This is a genomic window from Arsenicicoccus cauae (assembly GCF_009707125.1).
Taxonomy (GTDB): domain Bacteria; phylum Actinomycetota; class Actinomycetes; order Actinomycetales; family Dermatophilaceae; genus Arsenicicoccus; species Arsenicicoccus cauae.
In genome coordinates this window covers 41,412-59,513 of the sequence record NZ_WLVL01000040.1, presented here as the reverse complement: position 1 = coordinate 59,513, position 18,102 = coordinate 41,412, and the positions used below count along the sequence as shown (strand labels likewise).

The 18,102-nt window shown below is 72.3% G+C and carries 19 protein-coding genes; 4 read left to right on the top strand and 15 right to left on the bottom strand.

Annotation, left to right across the window (positions count from 1 at the left end):
• Nucleotides 1-3 precede the first annotated feature (3 nt).
• The 5 genes from GGG17_RS12350 to recO form a co-directional block, all read right to left on the bottom strand.
• A complete protein-coding gene (locus tag GGG17_RS12350; protein WP_154594023.1) occupies nucleotides 4-504 on the bottom strand; it encodes a PaaI family thioesterase in 501 nt (166 codons plus the stop codon).
• Nucleotides 505-578: 74 nt separating this feature from the next.
• On the bottom strand, nucleotides 579-1,355 hold the full coding sequence (map, locus tag GGG17_RS12345; protein WP_288797768.1) for a type I methionyl aminopeptidase: 777 nt from the start codon (nucleotides 1,353-1,355) through the stop codon (nucleotides 579-581).
• 96 nt (nucleotides 1,356-1,451) lie between these two features.
• The gene (argG, locus tag GGG17_RS12340) at nucleotides 1,452-2,876 is read right to left on the bottom strand and encodes an argininosuccinate synthase (protein ID WP_154594022.1); all 1,425 of its coding nucleotides are present in this window, start codon (nucleotides 2,874-2,876) and stop codon (nucleotides 1,452-1,454) included.
• 68 nt (nucleotides 2,877-2,944) lie between these two features.
• Nucleotides 2,945-3,754: an isoprenyl transferase gene (locus GGG17_RS12335; protein ID WP_311966654.1), complete on the bottom strand. Its 810-nt coding sequence runs from the start codon at nucleotides 3,752-3,754 to the stop codon at nucleotides 2,945-2,947.
• Between the two features lie 10 nt (nucleotides 3,755-3,764).
• The gene (recO, locus tag GGG17_RS12330) at nucleotides 3,765-4,493 is read right to left on the bottom strand and encodes a DNA repair protein RecO (protein WP_154594021.1); all 729 of its coding nucleotides are present in this window, start codon (nucleotides 4,491-4,493) and stop codon (nucleotides 3,765-3,767) included.
• Nucleotides 4,494-4,851: 358 nt separating this feature from the next.
• On the opposite strand from recO, the gene GGG17_RS12325 reads away from it, so the two are divergent.
• Complete coding sequence (locus tag GGG17_RS12325; protein ID WP_154594020.1) at nucleotides 4,852-4,989, top strand: hypothetical protein; 138 nt, start codon at nucleotides 4,852-4,854, stop codon at nucleotides 4,987-4,989.
• 7 nt (nucleotides 4,990-4,996) lie between these two features.
• Here the strand turns inward: GGG17_RS12325 and GGG17_RS12320 are convergent, their stop codons facing one another.
• Entirely contained in the window at nucleotides 4,997-5,563 is a 567-nt protein-coding gene (locus tag GGG17_RS12320) for a GNAT family N-acetyltransferase (protein ID WP_154594019.1), read from the bottom strand.
• Nucleotides 5,564-5,626: 63 nt separating this feature from the next.
• Here GGG17_RS12320 and GGG17_RS12315 point away from each other — a divergent pair, with 63 nt between their 5' ends.
• Complete coding sequence (locus GGG17_RS12315) at nucleotides 5,627-6,253, top strand: alpha-ketoglutarate-dependent dioxygenase AlkB (protein ID WP_154594018.1); 627 nt, start codon at nucleotides 5,627-5,629, stop codon at nucleotides 6,251-6,253.
• A 12-nt stretch (nucleotides 6,254-6,265) separates the two neighbouring features.
• On the opposite strand, the gene GGG17_RS17215 is transcribed toward GGG17_RS12315, so the two are convergent.
• From GGG17_RS17215 to leuA, 3 genes are all read right to left on the bottom strand, one after another.
• Nucleotides 6,266-7,477, bottom strand: a complete 1,212-nt coding sequence (locus GGG17_RS17215) for a type II toxin-antitoxin system HipA family toxin (protein WP_311966653.1) — start codon at nucleotides 7,475-7,477, stop codon at nucleotides 6,266-6,268.
• A complete protein-coding gene (locus GGG17_RS12305) occupies nucleotides 7,474-7,800 on the bottom strand; it encodes a helix-turn-helix transcriptional regulator (protein ID WP_154594017.1) in 327 nt (108 codons plus the stop codon). Before GGG17_RS12305 ends, GGG17_RS17215 begins: the two co-directional genes overlap by 4 nt.
• 153 nt (nucleotides 7,801-7,953) lie before the next feature.
• Nucleotides 7,954-9,675, bottom strand: coding sequence for a 2-isopropylmalate synthase (gene leuA, locus GGG17_RS12300; RefSeq protein ID WP_154594016.1), 1,722 nt, complete (start codon nucleotides 9,673-9,675; stop codon nucleotides 7,954-7,956).
• Nucleotides 9,676-9,982: 307 nt separating this feature from the next.
• Here leuA and GGG17_RS12295 point away from each other — a divergent pair, with 307 nt between their 5' ends.
• Nucleotides 9,983-11,179 carry a M4 family metallopeptidase gene (locus GGG17_RS12295; RefSeq protein ID WP_154594015.1) on the top strand — a complete coding sequence of 399 codons (1,197 nt, stop codon included), beginning with the start codon at nucleotides 9,983-9,985 and terminating at the stop codon, nucleotides 11,177-11,179.
• A gap of 635 nt (nucleotides 11,180-11,814) precedes the next feature.
• On the opposite strand, the gene era is transcribed toward GGG17_RS12295, so the two are convergent.
• From era to GGG17_RS12270, 5 genes are read right to left on the bottom strand one after another with little or no spacing between them, the layout of a single operon-like run.
• The gene (era, locus tag GGG17_RS12290; protein ID WP_154594014.1) at nucleotides 11,815-12,729 is read right to left on the bottom strand and encodes a GTPase Era; all 915 of its coding nucleotides are present in this window, start codon (nucleotides 12,727-12,729) and stop codon (nucleotides 11,815-11,817) included.
• The gene (locus GGG17_RS12285) at nucleotides 12,726-14,081 is read right to left on the bottom strand and encodes a hemolysin family protein (RefSeq protein WP_288797779.1); all 1,356 of its coding nucleotides are present in this window, start codon (nucleotides 14,079-14,081) and stop codon (nucleotides 12,726-12,728) included. Before GGG17_RS12285 ends, era begins: the two co-directional genes overlap by 4 nt.
• 4 nt (nucleotides 14,082-14,085) lie before the next feature.
• The gene (ybeY, locus tag GGG17_RS12280; RefSeq protein ID WP_154594012.1) at nucleotides 14,086-14,553 is read right to left on the bottom strand and encodes an rRNA maturation RNase YbeY; all 468 of its coding nucleotides are present in this window, start codon (nucleotides 14,551-14,553) and stop codon (nucleotides 14,086-14,088) included.
• The gene (locus tag GGG17_RS12275) at nucleotides 14,550-15,626 is read right to left on the bottom strand and encodes a PhoH family protein (protein WP_154594011.1); all 1,077 of its coding nucleotides are present in this window, start codon (nucleotides 15,624-15,626) and stop codon (nucleotides 14,550-14,552) included. Before GGG17_RS12275 ends, ybeY begins: the two co-directional genes overlap by 4 nt.
• Before the next feature lie 55 nt (nucleotides 15,627-15,681).
• Complete coding sequence (locus GGG17_RS12270; RefSeq protein ID WP_154594010.1) at nucleotides 15,682-16,038, bottom strand: histidine triad nucleotide-binding protein; 357 nt, start codon at nucleotides 16,036-16,038, stop codon at nucleotides 15,682-15,684.
• 126 nt (nucleotides 16,039-16,164) lie between these two features.
• Here GGG17_RS12270 and GGG17_RS17210 point away from each other — a divergent pair, with 126 nt between their 5' ends.
• Nucleotides 16,165-17,238, top strand: coding sequence for a Gmad2 immunoglobulin-like domain-containing protein (locus GGG17_RS17210; protein WP_154594009.1), 1,074 nt, complete (start codon nucleotides 16,165-16,167; stop codon nucleotides 17,236-17,238).
• Nucleotides 17,239-17,358: 120 nt separating this feature from the next.
• Here the strand turns inward: GGG17_RS17210 and GGG17_RS12260 are convergent, their stop codons facing one another.
• A complete protein-coding gene (locus GGG17_RS12260) occupies nucleotides 17,359-18,099 on the bottom strand; it encodes a 16S rRNA (uracil(1498)-N(3))-methyltransferase (RefSeq protein ID WP_154594008.1) in 741 nt (246 codons plus the stop codon).
• Nucleotides 18,100-18,102: the final 3 nt, after the last annotated feature.

The window sequence follows — 18,102 nt, the reverse complement described above, 5'->3', positions numbered from 1 at the left end:
CCCCTACCGGAGGCGGGTCTCGACCGGCCCCTCGGCGGGCGTCATCGTCTGCGGCATCTGCACCGCCACGACCCGGCCGCGCGCCACGACCGCGTCCCCCGCCGACACGGTCTCCTCGACGACCACCTTGCGGCCCTTGACCTGCTCGATCACGCCGCGCACCTCCAGCTCGACCCCCATCGGGGTGGGCGCCAGGTAGTCCACCTGCAGGCTCGCCGTGACATAGCGCAGCAGCGGCTCGCTCGCCTCGTCCACACCGGCCACCCGCGACCCGGCCGCCGCCGCCGACCCCGTCCCGTGACAGTCGATCAGCGACGCCACCAGCCCGCCGTAGACATAGCCCGGGATCGCCGTATGCTCCGGCCGCGGCGTGTAGCGCGCCACCGTCTCGTCGCCGTCCCAGTAGCTCTTGAGCTGGATCCCCGCCTCGTTGAGCCGCCCGCAGCCGTAGCAGTGCGCCACGTCCTCGGGGTAGCCGTCCTGGAACGCCCTGCCGTCGCTCATCGCCCTGCCCCTCTCGTGTCGGTCCCACCGAGCCTAGGGACCTCGGCCGTATGCCGCCCGCGCGCCCCGAGGGATCAGCCGAGGTGGCGCCGGTCGGTGAGGACCAGCGGCCCGTCCTCGGTGACCGCGACCGTGTGCTCCACGTGCGCGGTGCGGGAGCCGTCGGCGCTGCGCAAGGTCCAGCCGTCGCGGTCCTTGGCGAGCTCGTCGGTGGTGGCCATCAGCCACGGCTCGATCGCGATGACCAGACCGGGGCGCAGGACCAGGCCGCGACCGGCGCGACCGTCGTTGGGGACGTGCGGCTCACCGTGCATGGTGCGCCCGACGCCGTGACCGCCGAACTGCGTGTTGACCCCGTAGCCCGCCTCCGCCGCGACCGCCCCGATCGCCGCGCTGACGTCACCGAGCCGGTGGCCGACCCGCGCCGTGTCGATGGCCACGGCCAGCGCGCGCTCGCAGGTGTCGATCAGCTCGAGATCGGCGGGCGCCGGGTCACCGACCACGAAGCTGATGGCGCTGTCGGCCACCCAGCCATCCACCGCGGCAGCGAAGTCGAGGCTGACGAGATCCCCGTCGCGCAGCCGGTAGCGATGCGGAAGCCCATGCAGCACAGCGTCGTTGACGCTGGTGCAGATGACATGCCCGAACGGCGAGTCCCCGAAGCTCGGGTGGTAGTCGAGGTAGCAGCTGGTCGCCCCGCGCGCCCGGATGAGCTCGTGCGCCCGTGCGTCGATCTCGAGCAGGTCGCTGCCGACACCCACCTCATGGCGCAGCGTCGCCAGCACCCCCGCCACGAACTCCCCCGCGGGACGCATCGCCTCGACCTCGGCGGGCGTCTTGTAGTCGATCACCAGCCCACCCTCTCATTCCCACCTCGCGAGGACGGGACGTTCGTGCCCGTAGAGCGAGCACGAACGTCCCGATTGCGCCGGAGCGCGCCTTCGTCGTCAGTCCACACCGAACTCGATCGCGGCGTGGTCCAGGCTCTCCACGTCCTCGTCCGCCTCCAGGTAGCGACGGTCGCGCGAGATGCGCTCGGCGCCACCGGGTTCGAGCTCGCCCATCAGCCTGCCCTGAGCCACGCCGAGCAGCCCCATCCCGGCATACTGCTCCAGCCGCGAGCGCGAGTCGGCGATGTCCAGGTTGCGCATGGTCAGCTGGCCGATGCGGTCCACGGGACCGAAGGCCGCCCCCTCGGTGCGCTCCATCGACAGCTTGTCCGGGTGATAGCTGAAGCCGGGGCCCTGCGTGTCGAGGATCGAGTAGTCCTCTCCACGACGCAGCCGCAGGGTCACCTCGCCGGTCACGGCGGAGCCGACCCAGCGCTGCACGGACTCCCGGAGCATCAGGGACTGCGGGTCGAGCCAGCGGCCTTCGTACATCAGGCGGCCGAGCCTGCGGCCCATCTCGTGGTAGGTCTCGAGGGTGTCCTCGTTGTGGATCGCGTTGAGCAGCCGCTCGTAGGCGATGTAGAGCAGCGCCATGCCCGGCGCCTCGTAGATGCCGCGCGACTTGGCCTCGATGATGCGGTTCTCGATCTGGTCGGACATGCCGAGGCCGTGGCGTCCGCCGATGCGGTTGGCCTCGAGCACCAGGGTCACGTCGTCGTCGAACCGCTTGCCGTCGATGGCGACCGGCCGTCCCTGCTCGAAGCGGATGCTCACGTCCTCGGTGTCGATCTGCACGGAGGGGTCCCAGAACTTCACGCCCATGATCGGCTCGACCGACTCCAGGCCGGTGTCGAGGTGCTCGAGAGTCTTGGCCTCGTGGGTGGCGCCCCAGATGTTGGCGTCGGTGGAGTACGCCTTCTCCGTCGCGTCGCGGTAGGGCAGGTCGCGGGTCGACAGCCACTCCGACATCTCCGTGCGGCCACCGAGCTCGTCGACGAACTCCGCGTCCAGCCAGGGCTTGTAGATCTTGAGGCCCGGGTTGGCGAGCAGGCCGTAGCGGTAGAAGCGCTCGATGTCGTTGCCCTTGAAGGTCGAGCCGTCGCCCCACACGTGGACGTCGTCCTCGAGCATGGCGCGCACGAGCAACGTCCCGGTCACCGCGCGTCCGAGCGGCGTCGTGTTGAAGTAGTGCCGGCCTGCGGACCGGATGTGGAAGGCCCCGCAGGTCAGCGCCGCCAGGCCCTCCTCGACGAGCTGGGGACGGCAGTCGACGAGACGGGCAGCCTCGGCGCCGTACTCCATCGCGCGACCGGGGACGCCCTCGATGTCCGGCTCGTCCGGCTGGCCGATGTCGGCGGTGTAGGTGAAGGGCACGGCGCCCTTCTCGCGCATCCACGCGACCGCCACGGAGGTGTCGAGGCCGCCGGAGAAGGCCAGGCCGACGCGCCGGCCGATGGGGAGGGAGGTGAGGACCTTGGGCATGCCCACATCATACGTGGCACTGCATGGATATGCACATTTGCGTATGCCGTGCCGGCGCCCCTCTCGCACTATGCCGGCGCGTCGACCGCCCCGCCGTACCGCCGGTCCCGCTCGGCGTAGATCTGCACGGCCCGCCACAGGTCACGCCGGTCGAAGTCGGGCCACAACGTGTCGAGGAAGACCATCTCGGCATACGCGCTCTGCCACAGCAGGAAGTTGCTGGTGCGCTGCTCCCCCGACGAGCGCAGGAACAGGTCGACGTCGGGCATGTCCGGGTGGTCCAGGTGGCGCGCGACGGTGCGCTCGTCGATGCCGCGCGGCGACAGCCGGCCGGCCGCGACCTCCTCGGCGATCCGGCGGACGCTGTCGGCGATCTCGGCGCGCCCGCCGTAGTTGACGCAGAAGTACAGCGTCAGCACGTCGTTGTCGCGGGTCAGCTCCTGGGCGTATTCGAGCTCCTTGATGACGCTGGACCACAGGCGCGGCCGCCGCCCGACCCAGCGCATCCGCACGCCCCACTGCGCGAGCTGGTCGCGGCGCCGGTGGATCACGTCCCGGTTGAAGCCCATGAGGAAGCGCACCTCGTCGGGGCTGCGGCGCCAGTTCTCGGTGGAGAAGGCATAGGCCGACAGGGTGGGGATGCCCATCTCGATGGCGCCGGCGACGACGTCGAGCAGGCTCGCCTCCCCCGCCTCGTGGCCCTGGGTGCGCGGCAGGCCGCGCTGGTTGGCCCAGCGGCCGTTGCCGTCCATGACGACCGCCACGTGGTGGGGGACGAGCTCGCGCGGTATGGCGGGCGGCCGGGCGCCGGAGGGGTGGGGGAACGGCGGCCGGATCTCGCCGTGGTAGGGCTCGACCCTGCTGCGTCTCAGTGCCACGCGTCGCTCCTCATGCTCGTTCGACCAGCCTCAGCGACCGTACCCCGCGCTCGAGGTGCCACTGCACGAACGCCGCCACGAGACCGGCACCCTCGCGCCGGTGCCGCACCTCGCTCGCGTCGGCGGTCTCCCAGTCGCCCGACAGCAGCGCCGACAGCAGGACCATCGTGGCGGGGCTCGGGGCGGCGGATCCGGGGGTGCGGCAGTCCCGGCATACGGCACCGCCGGAGGCGAGGTTGAAGCCGCGGTGCGGTCCGGGGGCGCCGCACCGCGCGCACTCGTCGAAGCTGGGCGCCCACCCGGCCGTGGCGACGGCGCGCAGGAGGTAGGCGTCCAGGACCAGGCCGCTGTCGTGCTCGCCGACCGCGAGGCTGCGCAGCGCGCCCGCGAGGAGCATGAACTGCTGGCCGTTGGGCTCGTGCTCGACCGTGAGCTGGTCGGCGGTCTCGACCATCGCGCTGGCCGCGGTGTAGGCGCCGTAGTCGCGCATGATCGTGTCGCCGTAGGCCCCCAGCGTCTCGACCTGGGTCACCGTGTCGAGCGAACGCCCTTGGTAGAGCTGCACGTCCACGACCATGAACGGCTCGAGCCGGGCGCCGAACCGGGACTTGGTGCGCCGTACCCCCTTGGCGACACCGCGGATCTTGCCGTGGCGCCGGGAGAGCATGGTGACGATGCGGTCCGCCTCACCCAGCTTGTGGGTGCGCAGGACCACCGCCTGATCCCGGTAGAGCGCCATCACCCCATCATCCCCGCTCCTGCCCACTGGTCCCTGCCCGACACCCCACGCGGGTGTGACGATGGTGGGGCCGAATACTCACGACGACGACCGTCCCCGTGCCTAGGGTCGGCGTATGACCCCGCAACGGCTCGCCCTCCCCCGTCCCTGGTCCGTGGCCTTCTGGGTGGTCGCCGCCCTCTACGCAGTCCTCGTCGCACTGGCCTGGTGGGTCTGAGTCGACGACGCCATCTGGCCCGACCCGCAGACCGTCGGCGCATCGTTCGCTGCGGTCCCGCTGGTCCTGGCCACCTTCCCGTGGAGCTTGGCGGCCCTGCCGATAGGCGGGCTCGGACTGCCCGCCCCGGTGGGTGAGATCGTGGCCGCCACCGTCATGGCGATCCTCTGCGGCGGCGCCAACCTGGTGCTGCTCCGGCTGGTCCTCGTCGGCGTCGCTCGACTGCGCAGCGGGTCGCGCGGCCACGGACCCGGGCGTATGGCGTCGTCGAGCACCTGATCAGACGTCAGGGCGCCGTCTGCGACCGGGCCTGCCAGTCCTCGGCGAGCAGGCCGTACACCCACGAGTCCGAGACCACGCCGTCGACGATGCAGTCCTGCCGCAGCGTCCCCTCCAGGACGAAGCCCAGCTTCTGCAGCACCCGGCCGGACGCGGGGTTGCGGGTGTCGCACTCGGCCTGCACCCGGTTGAGCGGCAGCGCGTCGAACGCCCAGGTCAGCACGGCGCGGGAGGCCTCGGTGGCGTAGCCGTGGCCCCAGGACGTCTGGGTCAAGCAGTACCCGAGCCGGGCGCTGCGGAAGGTGTCGTCCCAGTCGACGAAGAGGCACCACCCGAGGAAGGCCCCGTCCTCGAGACGCTGGACGGCCACCCGGATGCCGCTGCCCTGCTCGGCCATGGTGCGGCAGCGCTCGAGGAAGACCCCGGCGCGGGCAGGATCGGTCCAGGGCGGTGAGTCCCAGTACTCCAGCACCCTCGCGTCGCTCATCAGGGCCGTCAGGTCGTCGGCATCGGACGCCGCGAACGGGCGCAGCAGCAGGCGATCGGTGCGCAGGGTGGGGGTGAGCAGCTCCATGCGGCCACCGTAGCGACGGGAAGAGACGGCGCCGAGGGAGTTTTCGGCGCTATCATCGAACGCATGATCGGACTGCAGGGCTCCATCTTCGACCTGGCCGAGGAGTGTGCGCCAGGTCCCCTCGTCGGGATCCAGCGCACCCAGCTCGCGCGCGGCGCGTGGGTCGACCACCTGCCCGGCTGGCTCCAGGGCTCCCAGCAGCTCTTCGACCGGCTCGTCGAAGCGGTCCCCTGGCACGCGGAGCACCGCCAGATGTACGACAACGTCGTGGCCGTCCCCCGCCTCACCAAGCACTACGGCTCCGGCGAGACCCTCCCCGACCCGCTGCTGGAGGACCTGCGCGACCGGCTCTCCGCGCACTACCTGCCCGAGCTCGGCGAGCCGCTGACCAGCGCGGGGCTCTGCCTCTACCGTGACGGGGCCGACTCGGTCGCCTGGCACGGCGACACGATCGGCCGCGGCTCGACGCACGACACCATCGTCGCGATCGTGTCGGTCGGGGCGGCGCGCACGCTGGCGCTGCGCCCCCGCGGCGGTGGCGGCACCGCGCACCGGTTCTCGCTGGGTCACGGCGACCTCGTCGTCATGGGCGGCTCGTGCCAGCGGACGTGGGAGCACGCCATACCGAAGTCCAGAGCGGCGACCGGCCCCCGCATCTCGATCCAGTTCCGCCCCCGAGGCGTCCGCTGACCGCCGGTCGTCTCAGGACGCAGCGCGGGTGAACGCCGTTGCCATGCGGGCTCGCTCGCGCTCGCCGATGCCGTATGACGCCGCTGCGCGGTCCCACCCGCTCGCGGCGGCCCGGACCTCGTCGAGGATCCGCGCGGCGTCGGCCGCCCCGAGCCGGAAGTACTCCGCGACGTCCAGCGCCGCCTCGATCGAGCCCCCGTCGCCCGGGTCGGCGACGTCCGTGGCGAAGGGGCCGGCGAAGGGCGTCGGGTTGAGGTCGAACGCCGGCGAGAGCACCCACCCATCGCCCTCGCGCAGGAAGCCGTGGTTGCGCAGGTGGTCGTCCGTGTTGTTGATCAGGGCGCCGAGGACGACGCGTCGCCACAGCTGGTGCAGGTCCTCGCGTGCCCGGGGCGAGACCTGCTCGACCACCTCGGCGATGTCCAGGTAGGTCGCGCGGTCGCCGTCGGTGGCCTCGAACATGGTCATGGCGCTGACGTAGCCGAGACGGTCGGCGCCCCGCCGGTCGAAGCGTTCCACGACCAGCACGTCGCGGCCGCCCACCGCCACGAGCCGTGACGGCGGCACGACGACCCCGGCCGCCGCGGCCAGGTCGAGGGCGACCTTCTCCCAGGCCATGACGTTCCAGTCGTCGTGCAGGTCCGCGGGGAACTTGGCGATGCCGACTCCGCCGCCCGGCAGGCGGACGTGGGCCTTGGGCCGGGCCCCGCCCAGGGACGACCCGGCTCCGACGAGCCGCCGCAGCTCGCCGAGATCGGCCTCGTCGGCCAGCACCTTGTCCGCGAGCGACAGCAGGGTGCCGAGCTCGGTCAGGACAGGCACGCCGTCCCCCGCCGCGGCCCGGAAGCTGCCCGGCGGGTCCGTCTGCAGGCGGTAGCGGAGCGCGCCCTGACGCAGGTCGTCGCGCACGCCGAGCAGGAAGTCGGACTCCCCCGGCTGACGGGGCGTCTCGCCCGCCTCGCGGGCCGCCTCGGCCAGGGTGCGCCGCACCAGCGTCCGCCCCCACCGGTCGGGCGCGCTGTCCGCGAAGGCGCCGAACAACCTCCCCGCACTGTGGAACCCACCGGATCGCAGCGGCAGACCGGGCTCGAGCGCATAGGCGCCCTCGCGCGCGAGGTAGCCCGGGTCGTAGGTGAAGGTGAGGGACTCGGCCCCGCGCCCCTGGTGCACGTGCATGGTCCCCACCCGCACGTCGGGGTCGAGCCACACCTCGACGGTGATCACGACTCCCCCGCCCGGCTCCCCGGTCGCGACGGGCGCACCCGCCGCGGCAGGAGCTCCTCCGCACGCAGCCGTCCCACGTCGCTGCGCAGCGGGTCGACCGAGGCGACGAGCTCGTCGAGCACCCCCAGCGCCCGGGCCACCCGCAGGGCGTGCTCCAGCGCCGCCCCCTCACCGGCCTCGAGGCGCTTGACGGTGCGCTCCGAGATGCCTGCGCGGTCGGCGACCTGGGCCACCGTCAGTCCCTGCAGCACCCGCCAGCCGCGCAACGACTCCCCAAGGCTCGCCAGAGCGCGGGTGACGGGTCGGGGCGTCGGGCTCGGCATACAGGCAGAATATCAACCCAGGGCCAGATCTGGCCCCTTAACAGCCCGAGTGGGCCAGATCTGTCTCGTCATAACCGCAGATCGTGAGTGTTCGGTCCAACATTCTTGGACTAAACACTCACGATCGTGGCGGTGGGTGGGAGGGGTGAGTCGTCAGCGCTCCGCGCGGTTGACCGCCGAGACCACGGCCTCGATCGAGGCGCGCAGGATGTTCTCGTGCAGGCCGATGCCCCAGAGGACGCGCTCGCCGACGGCGCACTCGACGTATGACGCCGCCCGGGCGTCGCCGCCCGCCGACATGGCGTGCTCGGCGTAGTCGAGGACGCGCACGTCGACTCCATAAGCACCCAGCGCGTCGACGAAGGCCGCGATCGGACCGTTGCCGCTGCCCGTCAGGACCTGCTCGACCCCACGGTCGTCGATCCGGAAGGACCACGTGCCGCGTCCGCCCTCGCCCTCGTCGTCGGTGCGAACTCCCTTGAGCGCGAACCGGCCCCAGCGCCGCTCGGCCGGCAGGTACTCGTCCTCGAAGACCTCCCACAGCTGCGCCGGCGACACCTCGCCGCCCTGCGCGTCCGTGCGGGCCTGCACGACGGCGCTGAACTCCATCTGAAGGCGACGGGGCAGGTCCAGCCCGCGCTCGGACTTGAGGATGTAGGCCACGCCGCCCTTGCCGGACTGGCTGTTGACGCGGACGACCGCCTCGTAGGACCGGCCGATGTCGTGCGGGTCGATCGGCAGGTAGGGCACGCCCCACACGAGCTCGTCGATCCCCTTGCCGGAGGACGCGGACTCGCGGTCCATCCAGTCGAAGCCCTTCTTGATGGCGTCCTGGTGCGACCCGGAGAAGGCCGTGAAGACCAGGTCGCCGCCGTAGGGGTGGCGCTCGTGGACGGGCAGCTGGTTGCAGTGCTCGACCACCGATCGGATGCCGGCCATGTCGGAGAAGTCGATCTGCGGGTCGATGCCCTGGCTGACCATGTTCATGCCGAGGGTGACCAGGCAGACGTTGCCGGTGCGCTCGCCGTTGCCGAACAAGCACCCCTCGATGCGGTCGGCGCCGGCCAGGTAGCCCAGCTCGGCCGCCGCGACCCCGCTGCCCCGGTCGTTGTGGGGGTGCAGCGACAGGACGACGGACTCGCGACGGTCCAGGTGGCGGCTCATCCACTCGATCGAGTCGGCGTAGACGTTGGGCGTGGCCATCTCGACGGTCGCGGGCAGGTTGATGATCATCTTGTGGTCCGGCGTCGGGTCGAGGACCTCGATCACCTCGTTGCAGACGCGGGCCGCGAACTCCAGCTCGGTGCCGGTGTAGGACTCCGGGGAGTACTCGTAGTAGATGTCCGTGTCGGGCAGGGTCTCCTCGAGCTTCTTGCACAGCCGGGCGCCCTGCAGCGCGATGTCGACGATGCCGTCCTGGTCCAGGCCGAAGACGACCTTGCGCTGCAGCACGGAGGTGGAGTTGTAGAAGTGGACGATGGCCTGGCGGGCGCCGCGCAGCGCGTCATACGTGCGCTCGATCAGGTGGTCGCGGCACTGGGTGAGGACCTGGATGGTCACGTCGTCCGGGATGTGGCCGCCCTCGATCAGCTGGCGGACGAAGTCGTAGTCGGTCTGGCTCGCGCTCGGGAAACCGACCTCGATCTCCTTGTAGCCCATGGCGACCAGCAGCTGGAACATCCGCAGCTTGCGCTCCGGACTCATCGGGTCGATCAGGGCCTGGTTGCCGTCGCGCAGGTCCACGGCGCACCAGCGCGGGGCGGCCTGCATGACCTTGTCGGGCCACGTGCGGTCGGGCAGGTCGACGCGGATCTGCTCGTGGAAGGGGACGTACTTGCCAACCGGCATCGGGCTGGGCTGCTGGGGGTGGATCATGCTCTCGTGCCTCACAGTTCGCTGGTCGCTGTCGTGCTCGACGGCCGAGCAGAGCGAGCTCCGCGGCGAGGGCGGCCGTCTCTAGAGGGCCTCGCCGCGGCAGGGAAGGAGGAGGCTCCAGGGGGCCCAGCGGTGGGACCCGTTCCGCATACGCACGATCCTGACCGTATGGCGATGCCCCCCACCCGTCCACCTGGCACGCCGCACGGTCCCGCATCCTGGGACGGCGTCGCGCGCCCACAGCCGGGACATGGCCCGGGACGACGCAGGCCTGGGGCCTGTCGGTGGTCGGGTCCATAGTGGCCGTATGACGCCGCCGCAGACCTCCGCCCCCGTCCTGCCGCACCGCTGCGGCATCGTCCCCCCGCACCTGCTGCGCCACATCGCCCAGGACGCCCCGGAGCGGCGCGCCGCCGAGGCCGCGCGGCACACCCTCATGCACGACACCCGCCAGCGCGGCTCACGACAGGTCCGGACGTCGCGCCCCGAGCCGCGCCTGCCCGGTGCCATCGGCCTGCGCGACCCCCGCACGCGGCACACGACCCCGGCTCCGGCGCGGCCGGACCCGGCGCGCGGGGCCGCACCCCTGGAGCCCGACCGCCGTCTCCACGACGCCCGCCACGGGACGACCCTGCCGGGGCAGCTCGTGCGGTCCGAGGCGGACCCGGCGACGGCGGACGAGTCGGTGACGGAGGCGTACGACGGTCTGGGGGCGACCTACCGCCTGCTCGCCGACGTCTACGGCCGGGACTCCCTGGACGGACGCGGGCTGACCCTCGTGGCGACCGTGCACTACGACCGGGACTACAGCAACGCCTTCTGGGACGGCGAGCAGATGGTCTTCGGTGACGGTGACGGCGTCTACTTCGCGTCGTTCACGGACTCGATCGACGTCATGGGCCACGAGCTCGCGCACGGCATCACGCAGTTCACGGCGGGCCTGACCTATGTCGGGCAGTCCGGCGCCCTCAACGAGTCGATCTCGGACGTCATCGGCTCGCTGACCAAGCAGCAGGCGCTCGGGCAGACCGCCGACCAGGCCGACTGGCTGATCGGGGCGGGGATCTTCACGCCCAAGGTGCGCGGCGTGGCGCTGCGCTCGATGAAGGCGCCGGGCACGGCCTACGACGACCCCGCCCTCGGCAAGGACCCCCAGCCGGGGTCGATGGCCGACTACGTCGACCTGCCGCACGACAGCGACAACGACAACGGAGGCGTGCACATCAACTCCGGCATCCCCAACCGGGCGTTCTACCTCGCGGCGGCGGCGCTCGGCGGGCACGCATGGGAGCGGGCCGGACAGGTGTGGTGGGACGTGCTGACGGCGGCGCACGGCGTGCGGATCCCGCAGGACTGCGACTTCGCGCGGTTCGCGCGGGCCACCCTGGACTCGGCCGCCGCCCGCTACGGCGCCGACGGGGAGGAGAGCGGCGCCGTCGCCCGCGCGTGGGAGCAGGTCGGCGTCGAGCCGGCGGGTCCGGGCGCGCGGACGTCCCGTCGCTGAGCTCGATCCCCCGATGATCGTGGGGGTTTCGTCCAATGTCCTCGGACCACACCCTCACGATCACGCAGGGGCCCGGCCGGGGCGAGGACCCGAGCTGGTCCCCGCCACCGAGGGGTCACAAACGCGCCCGACACGCCGCACCACGCGGCATACGCGCCCCGTCGACGCACGAGCCGTCCCGCCTCAGCGACCGGCGCCCCACCGCCACAGCGACCGCTGGACCGGACCGTGGCGGTGTCCTCGCACGCGTCGTAGGCCTCGCCGGCCGCCACGAGCCCGTCGCCTAGCGCAGCGAGCGCCTGGTGCAGCAGGGCGAGGCGCCCGTCGAGCAGCGCTGCCAGGCGGGACGCCACCTCCCCGCTGACGCTGCCGGTCAGCGCGCTGGCGAGCGGCTCCAGGGCCGGTGCGACGCGCGCGTGGGCCAGCTCGTCGGCCGCGCTGCGCACGCAGTGCCCGCCGTCGAGCACGGCGGGCACGTTCACGGCATACATGCTCATGGGCGGCAGGCCTCCTGATCGGCTGTCGTCAGGAGGGTATGGCGCCTGCCCGGTCGCGGCGACGCGTCATCCACAGGCGGGGCACGCGGCCGGCTCCGTCATCCACAGGGGTCGCGGCCCGCCCGCGCCGGGGCCGGGCTAGAACCCCAGGCGCTGCAGCTGCTTGGGGTCGCGCTGCCAGTCCTTGGCGACCTTGACGTGCAGGTCGAGATGGATGCGCTGGCCCAGCAGCGCCTCGATCTGGGTGCGCGCCCGGGTGCCGACATCGCGCAGCCGTGACCCACCGCGGCCGATGACGATGGCCTTCTGCGAGGGGCGCTCGACAAAGACATTGACCCGCACGTCGAGCAGCGGGTTGTCCTCGGGGCGGTCCTCGCGCGGCACCATCTCCTCCACGACCACGGCGAGCGAGTGCGGCAGCTCGTCGCGCACGCCCTCGAGGGCGGCCTCGCGCACGAGCTCGGCGATCATGACGGCCTCGGGCTCGTCCGTGAGATGCCCCTCGGGATAGAGCGGCGGCGACTCGGGGAGGTAGGACACGAGCACCTGGGCGACCTCGCCGACCTGGTCGCCCTCGGTGGCCGAGCACGGCACGATCGCGTCCCACTCGCCCAGCTGGTCCACGGCGATCAGGTGCTCGGCCAGCCGCTGCTTGTCGACCTTGTCGGTCTTGGTGACGAGGGCGACGACCGGGCGACGACGCGACCGCTGCAGCTCGGCGAGCTCGGCGGCGATGAACTGGTCGCCCGGCCCAGGGCGCTGGTCGGCGGGCAGGCAGAAGCCGATCACGTCGACCTCCAGCAGCGTCTCGCGGACGAGGTCGTTGAGGCGCTGGCCGAGCAGGGTGCGCGGCTTGTGCAGACCTGGGGTGTCCACCAGGATCAGCTGCCCCTGCTCGGTGTTGGCCACCCCGCGGATCGTGTGCCGGGTCGTCTGTGGCTTGCTGCTGGTGATCGCGACCTTGTGCCCGACGAGGGCATTGGTCAGCGTGGACTTGCCGGCATTGGGGCGACCCACGAGGCAGGCGAAACCTGCGCGGAACGGTGTGCTCATGAGTGGTCCTCCTGGTGCCGGGCGGCGTCGACGGTGTCGGCGCGCAGGATGCGGTCCCGGTCGCGCTCAGCCTCCCACACGTCGACCGGCGAGGGTTCCTGCGGCAGTCGTCGCACGATGACGGTCGCGATCCGGTGCCGGCGGCCGGCCGGACGCTCCGCGGTGAGCTCGAGCCCGAGCAGCTCGACCCGCGAGCCGGGGATCGGCACGCGCCCGGAGACCTTGGCGATGAGTCCGCCGACGGTGTCCACGTCCTCCTCCTCGAGGTCCACCCCGAACTCCTCGGCGAAGTCGTCCACGTGCATCGTGGCGGGGATCCGCACCGTGCCGTCCTCGAGGGGCTCGACCCCCAGCGCCTCACGGTCGTGCTCGTCGGCGATCTCGCCCACGATCTCCTCGAGGATGTCCTCGATGGTGACCAGGCCGGCGGTCCCGCCATACTCGTCGACCACGATCGCGAGGTGCACCTGGTCCTGCTGCATCTCCCGCAGCAGGTCGTCGACGGGCTTGCTGTCGGGCACGAAGTGCATGGGCCGCATGAGCTCGTCGACGGCCAGGGACCGGGCGTGGTCGTCGTCGTTGACGCGGCGGGTGACGTCCTTGAGGTAGAGCAGGCCCAGCACGTCGTCGCTGTCCTCGCCCACCACGGGGATGCGGGAGAAGCCCGACCGGAGGAACAGCGACATGGCCTTGCCGAGGGTCTTGTCATGCTCGAGGGTGATCATGTCGGTGCGCGGGACCATCACCTCGCGGGCGACGGTGTCCCCGAGCTCGAAGACGGAGTGGATCATCTCGCGCTCGTCGTCCTCGATGACGGCGCGCTGGCTCGCCATGTCGACGAGGTCCCGCAGCTCGCCCTCCGTGGCGAACGGCCCCTCGGCGTAGCCCTTGCCCGGCGTCACGGCGTTGCCGAAGGCCACCAGCAGCCGCACGAGCGGCCCGAGGACGCGCCGCAGCCACACCAGGGCCGGGGACATCATCAAGGACACGCGGGTGGCGTGCTGGTGCCCGAGCGTGCGCGGCGAGACCCCCGCCAGGACGAACGACAGCACGGCCATGACGCCGATGCTGACCAGCACGGGAGCGACGGGGCCGTCGAGGCGCTCGGTCACCGCCACCGTGACGAGCACGGCCATCGTCGCCTCCGTCACGACCCGCAGGAAGGTGGCCGCCGAGATGTAGCCGGGCTTGTCGGCCACGACGGTGGCCAGCGCCCGCGAGCCTGGTCGACCCTCGTCGAGCATCTCCTCGCTGGTGTGCCGCGAGACCCGTTGCACCGCGGCCTCGGTCAACGCCAGGACGAAGGTCAGCACCAGGGCCAGCGCCGCGCCCAGGACCAGCTGGATCGTCACGGTGTCAGCCCTGGGGTCGCCCGCGGCCGGCGAGGTAGGTGAGCAGCAGCGTGCGCTGCAGGTCGAACATCTCACGCTCCTCGTCCGGCTCGGCGTGGTCATAGCCGAGCAGGTGCAGGATGCCGTGCGTGGTCAGCAGGAGCAGCTCCTCCTCGAAGGAGTGCCCGGCCCCGGCGGCCTGCTTCTTGGCGACGGAGGGGCACAGCACGATGTCGCCTAACACCCCCTCCTGCAGGCGAGCCCCCTCCCGTCCGGGGCGCAGCTCGTCCATGGGGAAGCTCATGACGTCGGTCGGGCCCTCGAGGTCCATCCACTGCACGTGCAGGCGCTCCATGGCCTCCTCGTCCACGAGCGTGATGGCGAGGTCGGCGCCGCGGTGGACCCGCATGGCGGAGTAGACGAAGCGCGACAGCGCGACGAGCTCGCGCACGTCGACCCGGTGGTCGGTCTCGTTGTGGACGTCGATGCTCATCGGCGCGGCGCCAGTCCCCTCTGGTGGTGCGTGGTCCGGCCGCCGGCGGGGCCGCCCCGTTGCTGCGACCGCTGCGACTCGTCCCAGGCGCCGTAGGCCTGGACGATCTCGCCGACCAGCCGGTGGCGCACCACGTCGGCGGCCGAGAGCTCGGCGAAGTGGATGTCCTCCACGTCGGACAGGATGTCGCGCACCACGCGCAGACCGGACTGGGTGCCGCCGGGCAGGTCGACCTGGGTCACGTCCCCGGTGACGACGATGCGGGACCCGAACCCGAGACGGGTGAGGAACATCTTCATCTGCTCGGGCGAGGTGTTTTGCGCCTCGTCGAGGATGATGAACGCGTCGTTGAGGGTGCGGCCACGCATGTAGGCGAGCGGTGCCACCTCGATGGTCCCCGCAGCCATCAGCCTCGGGATCTGCTCCGGGTCGAGCATGTCGTGCAGCGCGTCGTAGAGCGGCCGCAGGTAGGGGTCGATCTTGTCCGTGAGGGTGCCGGGCAGGAAGCCGAGCCTCTCCCCCGCCTCGACGGCCGGCCGAGTCAGGATGATCCGGGTGATGTCCTTGGCCTGCAGCGCGGCCACGGCCTTGGCCATCGCGAGGTAGGTCTTGCCGGTGCCGGCGGGGCCGATCCCGAAGACGATGGTGTGCGTGTCGATGGCGTCGACGTAGCGCTTCTGACCCAGCGTCTTGGGCCGGATCGTGCGCCCGCGCGCCGAGATGATGTTGGTCGTCAGCACGTCGGCGGGCCGCTCTGCGGAACGGTTGCGCAGCATGGCGATCGAGCGCTCGACCGCATCCCGGTTGATCGTCCCCCCGGACTCGACGACCACGAGGAGCTCGCCGACCAGGTCCTCCACGAGCGCGGCGTCGCTGGAGGGACCGTCGAGGCGGAACTCGTTGCCTCGGACGTGGATGTCGAGCCGGGGGAACGCGCGCTCCATCGTGCGCAGGACCTCGTCGTGCGGGCCCAGCAGGGAGATCATGGGGACGGATGCCGGTATGACGATCGCGTGGTGCGCGGCGGGGCCGCCGCCAGGGCTCGGGGTGTCGGGTGGTGGGGTCTGTGTCATCGTCCCGCCAGTCTACGTGCCGGGTGCGACATACCCCCTTGTCGTCGGTCCCCCGTCAGCCGGGGGGCCACTGCATCGCCCGGCCGCCCACGACGTGCAGGTGCAGGTGGTCGACGCTCTGCTGCGCATCCTGACCGGTGTTGGACACCAGTCGGTAGCCGCGCTCGACGAGCCCTTCCTGCTCGGCGACCCGACCCGCCGCGAGGACGACGTCGACCAGCAGCGAGGGGTCCGCCTGGGCCGTCGCGACGGCGTTGGGGTGGTGCGCCTTGGGCACCACGAGGACGTGCGTCGGCGCCTGCGGTTGGATGTCGCGGAAGGCCAGCGTCGTCTCGGTCTCGTGCACGACCTCGCCCGGGATCTCCCCGGCGACGATCTTGCAGAACAGGCAGTCCGGGTCACGTGGGGTCATGCGTGCAGCCTAGCCAGGCGCCTCCAGCCTGGCCCGGCGAGATCTCGTCGGCGGGGCGCGCCTCCACGAGCCCTCGGGTGGGAGACACTGTGACGCACACCGTCGTCGTCAGCGAAGGAGCTCGACGTGACCACCAGCACCAGCGCCACGTCCCGCCAGGTCCTGCGTGCCGCGGCGGTGGCCGCCTCGGCCGCCGTCGCTCTCGCCGGGTGCGCCCAGCAGACCACCACCTCCCAGGCGACCGCGCCCGCGGCCGCGACGAGCGGCACCACCGATGGCTCTGCCGGCGCGACGACCTCTCCCACCACACCGCCCGCCGGCACGACCAGCTCCGCCGGCTCGACCGGCCCCGCCGCGGAGCAGTCCGGGTCCCCCGCGCCCGTGGACGCCACCACGGCCGGCGCCGCGACGCCCGCCGGACCCGACGTCGCCGCACGCACCGTCGCGTCGGTGTCGGGGGCGGCTCTGCCCGTCTACTTCCTAGGGCTGGACGGCACCCAGGTCCGCGAGGGCGGCGGTGCGCCGACGCCGCGGCTGCGCCTCTTCCGTGAGTTCGTGCCGACGCCCCGGCCGGGCTCGACCGCCCAGCGCGCCGAGACCGCGGCCAACGTCGCGATGCGCGAGGCCGGGTCGCGCGGCTACCTCAACGTGTGGGGCGAGCGCACCGTCACCGACGTCCACGTGGGCGCGAGCACGATCGAGGTGACCCTCGACGGTCCGACCCGCGCCGTCGACGGCGCCACGGCCCGGATCGGCACGGCTTCCGTCGTCTGGACGGTGACCGCCGTGACCGGCAAGAACCTCCCCGTGCGGTTCCGCTCCCCCGACGGTCGCGTGCTCGGTCCGCTCCCCACCAGCAAGACCTATGCCCGCTCCTCCGGCGTCGCCCAGACCGGCGAGCTCGCCGCGGTCTGGATCGACTCGCCGGGGGCGGGGGCCGCGCTCAAGGCCGGGCCCGTGGTCGCCACGGGCCAGGCGTGTGCCTTCGAGGGGACGGTGGCCTACTCCCTCACGCGCGCCGGCAAGGCCGTGCGGTCGGGCCACACCACGGCCTCCGTGGGTTGCCCGACGCGCGGCACCTGGCGGCTCGACCTCGGCCGTCTTGGTGCCGGCAGCTATCAGCTGCAGGTCTGGGCGCCGAGCCCGGCGGATGGCCAGCGCGACCTGGGCCGGGCCACCCGCACCTTCACCGTCCGCTGATTGCCCCTACCGGGGGCCGGATCATCAGCCTGGCGAACGAAGCCCGGTCGATGCCCCTACCGGGGGCCGGATCATCAGCCTGGCGGACGATGGCCGGTCGATGCCCTTACCCCCGGTAGGTCACCAGCGGGTGCGGGCGAGGAGCACGGCCAGGGCCGCCGGTCCGGCGCTGGAGGACCGCAGGACGTGCGGGCCCAGCCGTATGGCGCGCGCCCCGGCCTCCTCGAATGTCGCCAGCTCCTCGGCGGAGATCCCGCCCTCGGGGCCGACCACGACCACCACCTCGCCGGACCCGGGCAGCTCCACGTCGTTGACCGATGTCGTCGCGTCCTCGTGCAGCACGAGCGCCAGCGAGGCGCAGGCCAGGCGCCCCGCGAGCTGCCGGCTCGTCTCGTGCTCGGCGACCGACGGCGTGCGGTGCCGGCGGGACTGCTTGGCGGCGGCGGCCACGACCTGCTCCCACTTGCGGTGGGCCTTGGCCGCGCGGTCGCCGCGCCACTGCACGATGGACCGCGCGGCGCCCCACGGGACGACCTCGTCGACGCCGAGCTCGGTCGCCGACTCGATCGCCTGCTCGTCGCGGTCGCCCTTGGCCAGCGCCTGCACCAGCACGAAGCGCGGCGTGGGGGCGGCGGGTCGGCATACGGTCTCGACGCGCACCGTGATCTCCCCCGATGCGACCGTGGACACCGACCCGGCCACCTCGGCGCCGCTGCCGTCGGACAGCAGCACGGCCTCGCCGCGCTGCAGGCGCAAGGACCCGGCGGCGTGCCGGCCCTCGGGCCCGTCCACGAGCACGGATGCCCCTGGGGTGACGCCGGCCAGCGAGCCGGGCGGCAGGAGGAACAGCGGCGCCGTCATCGA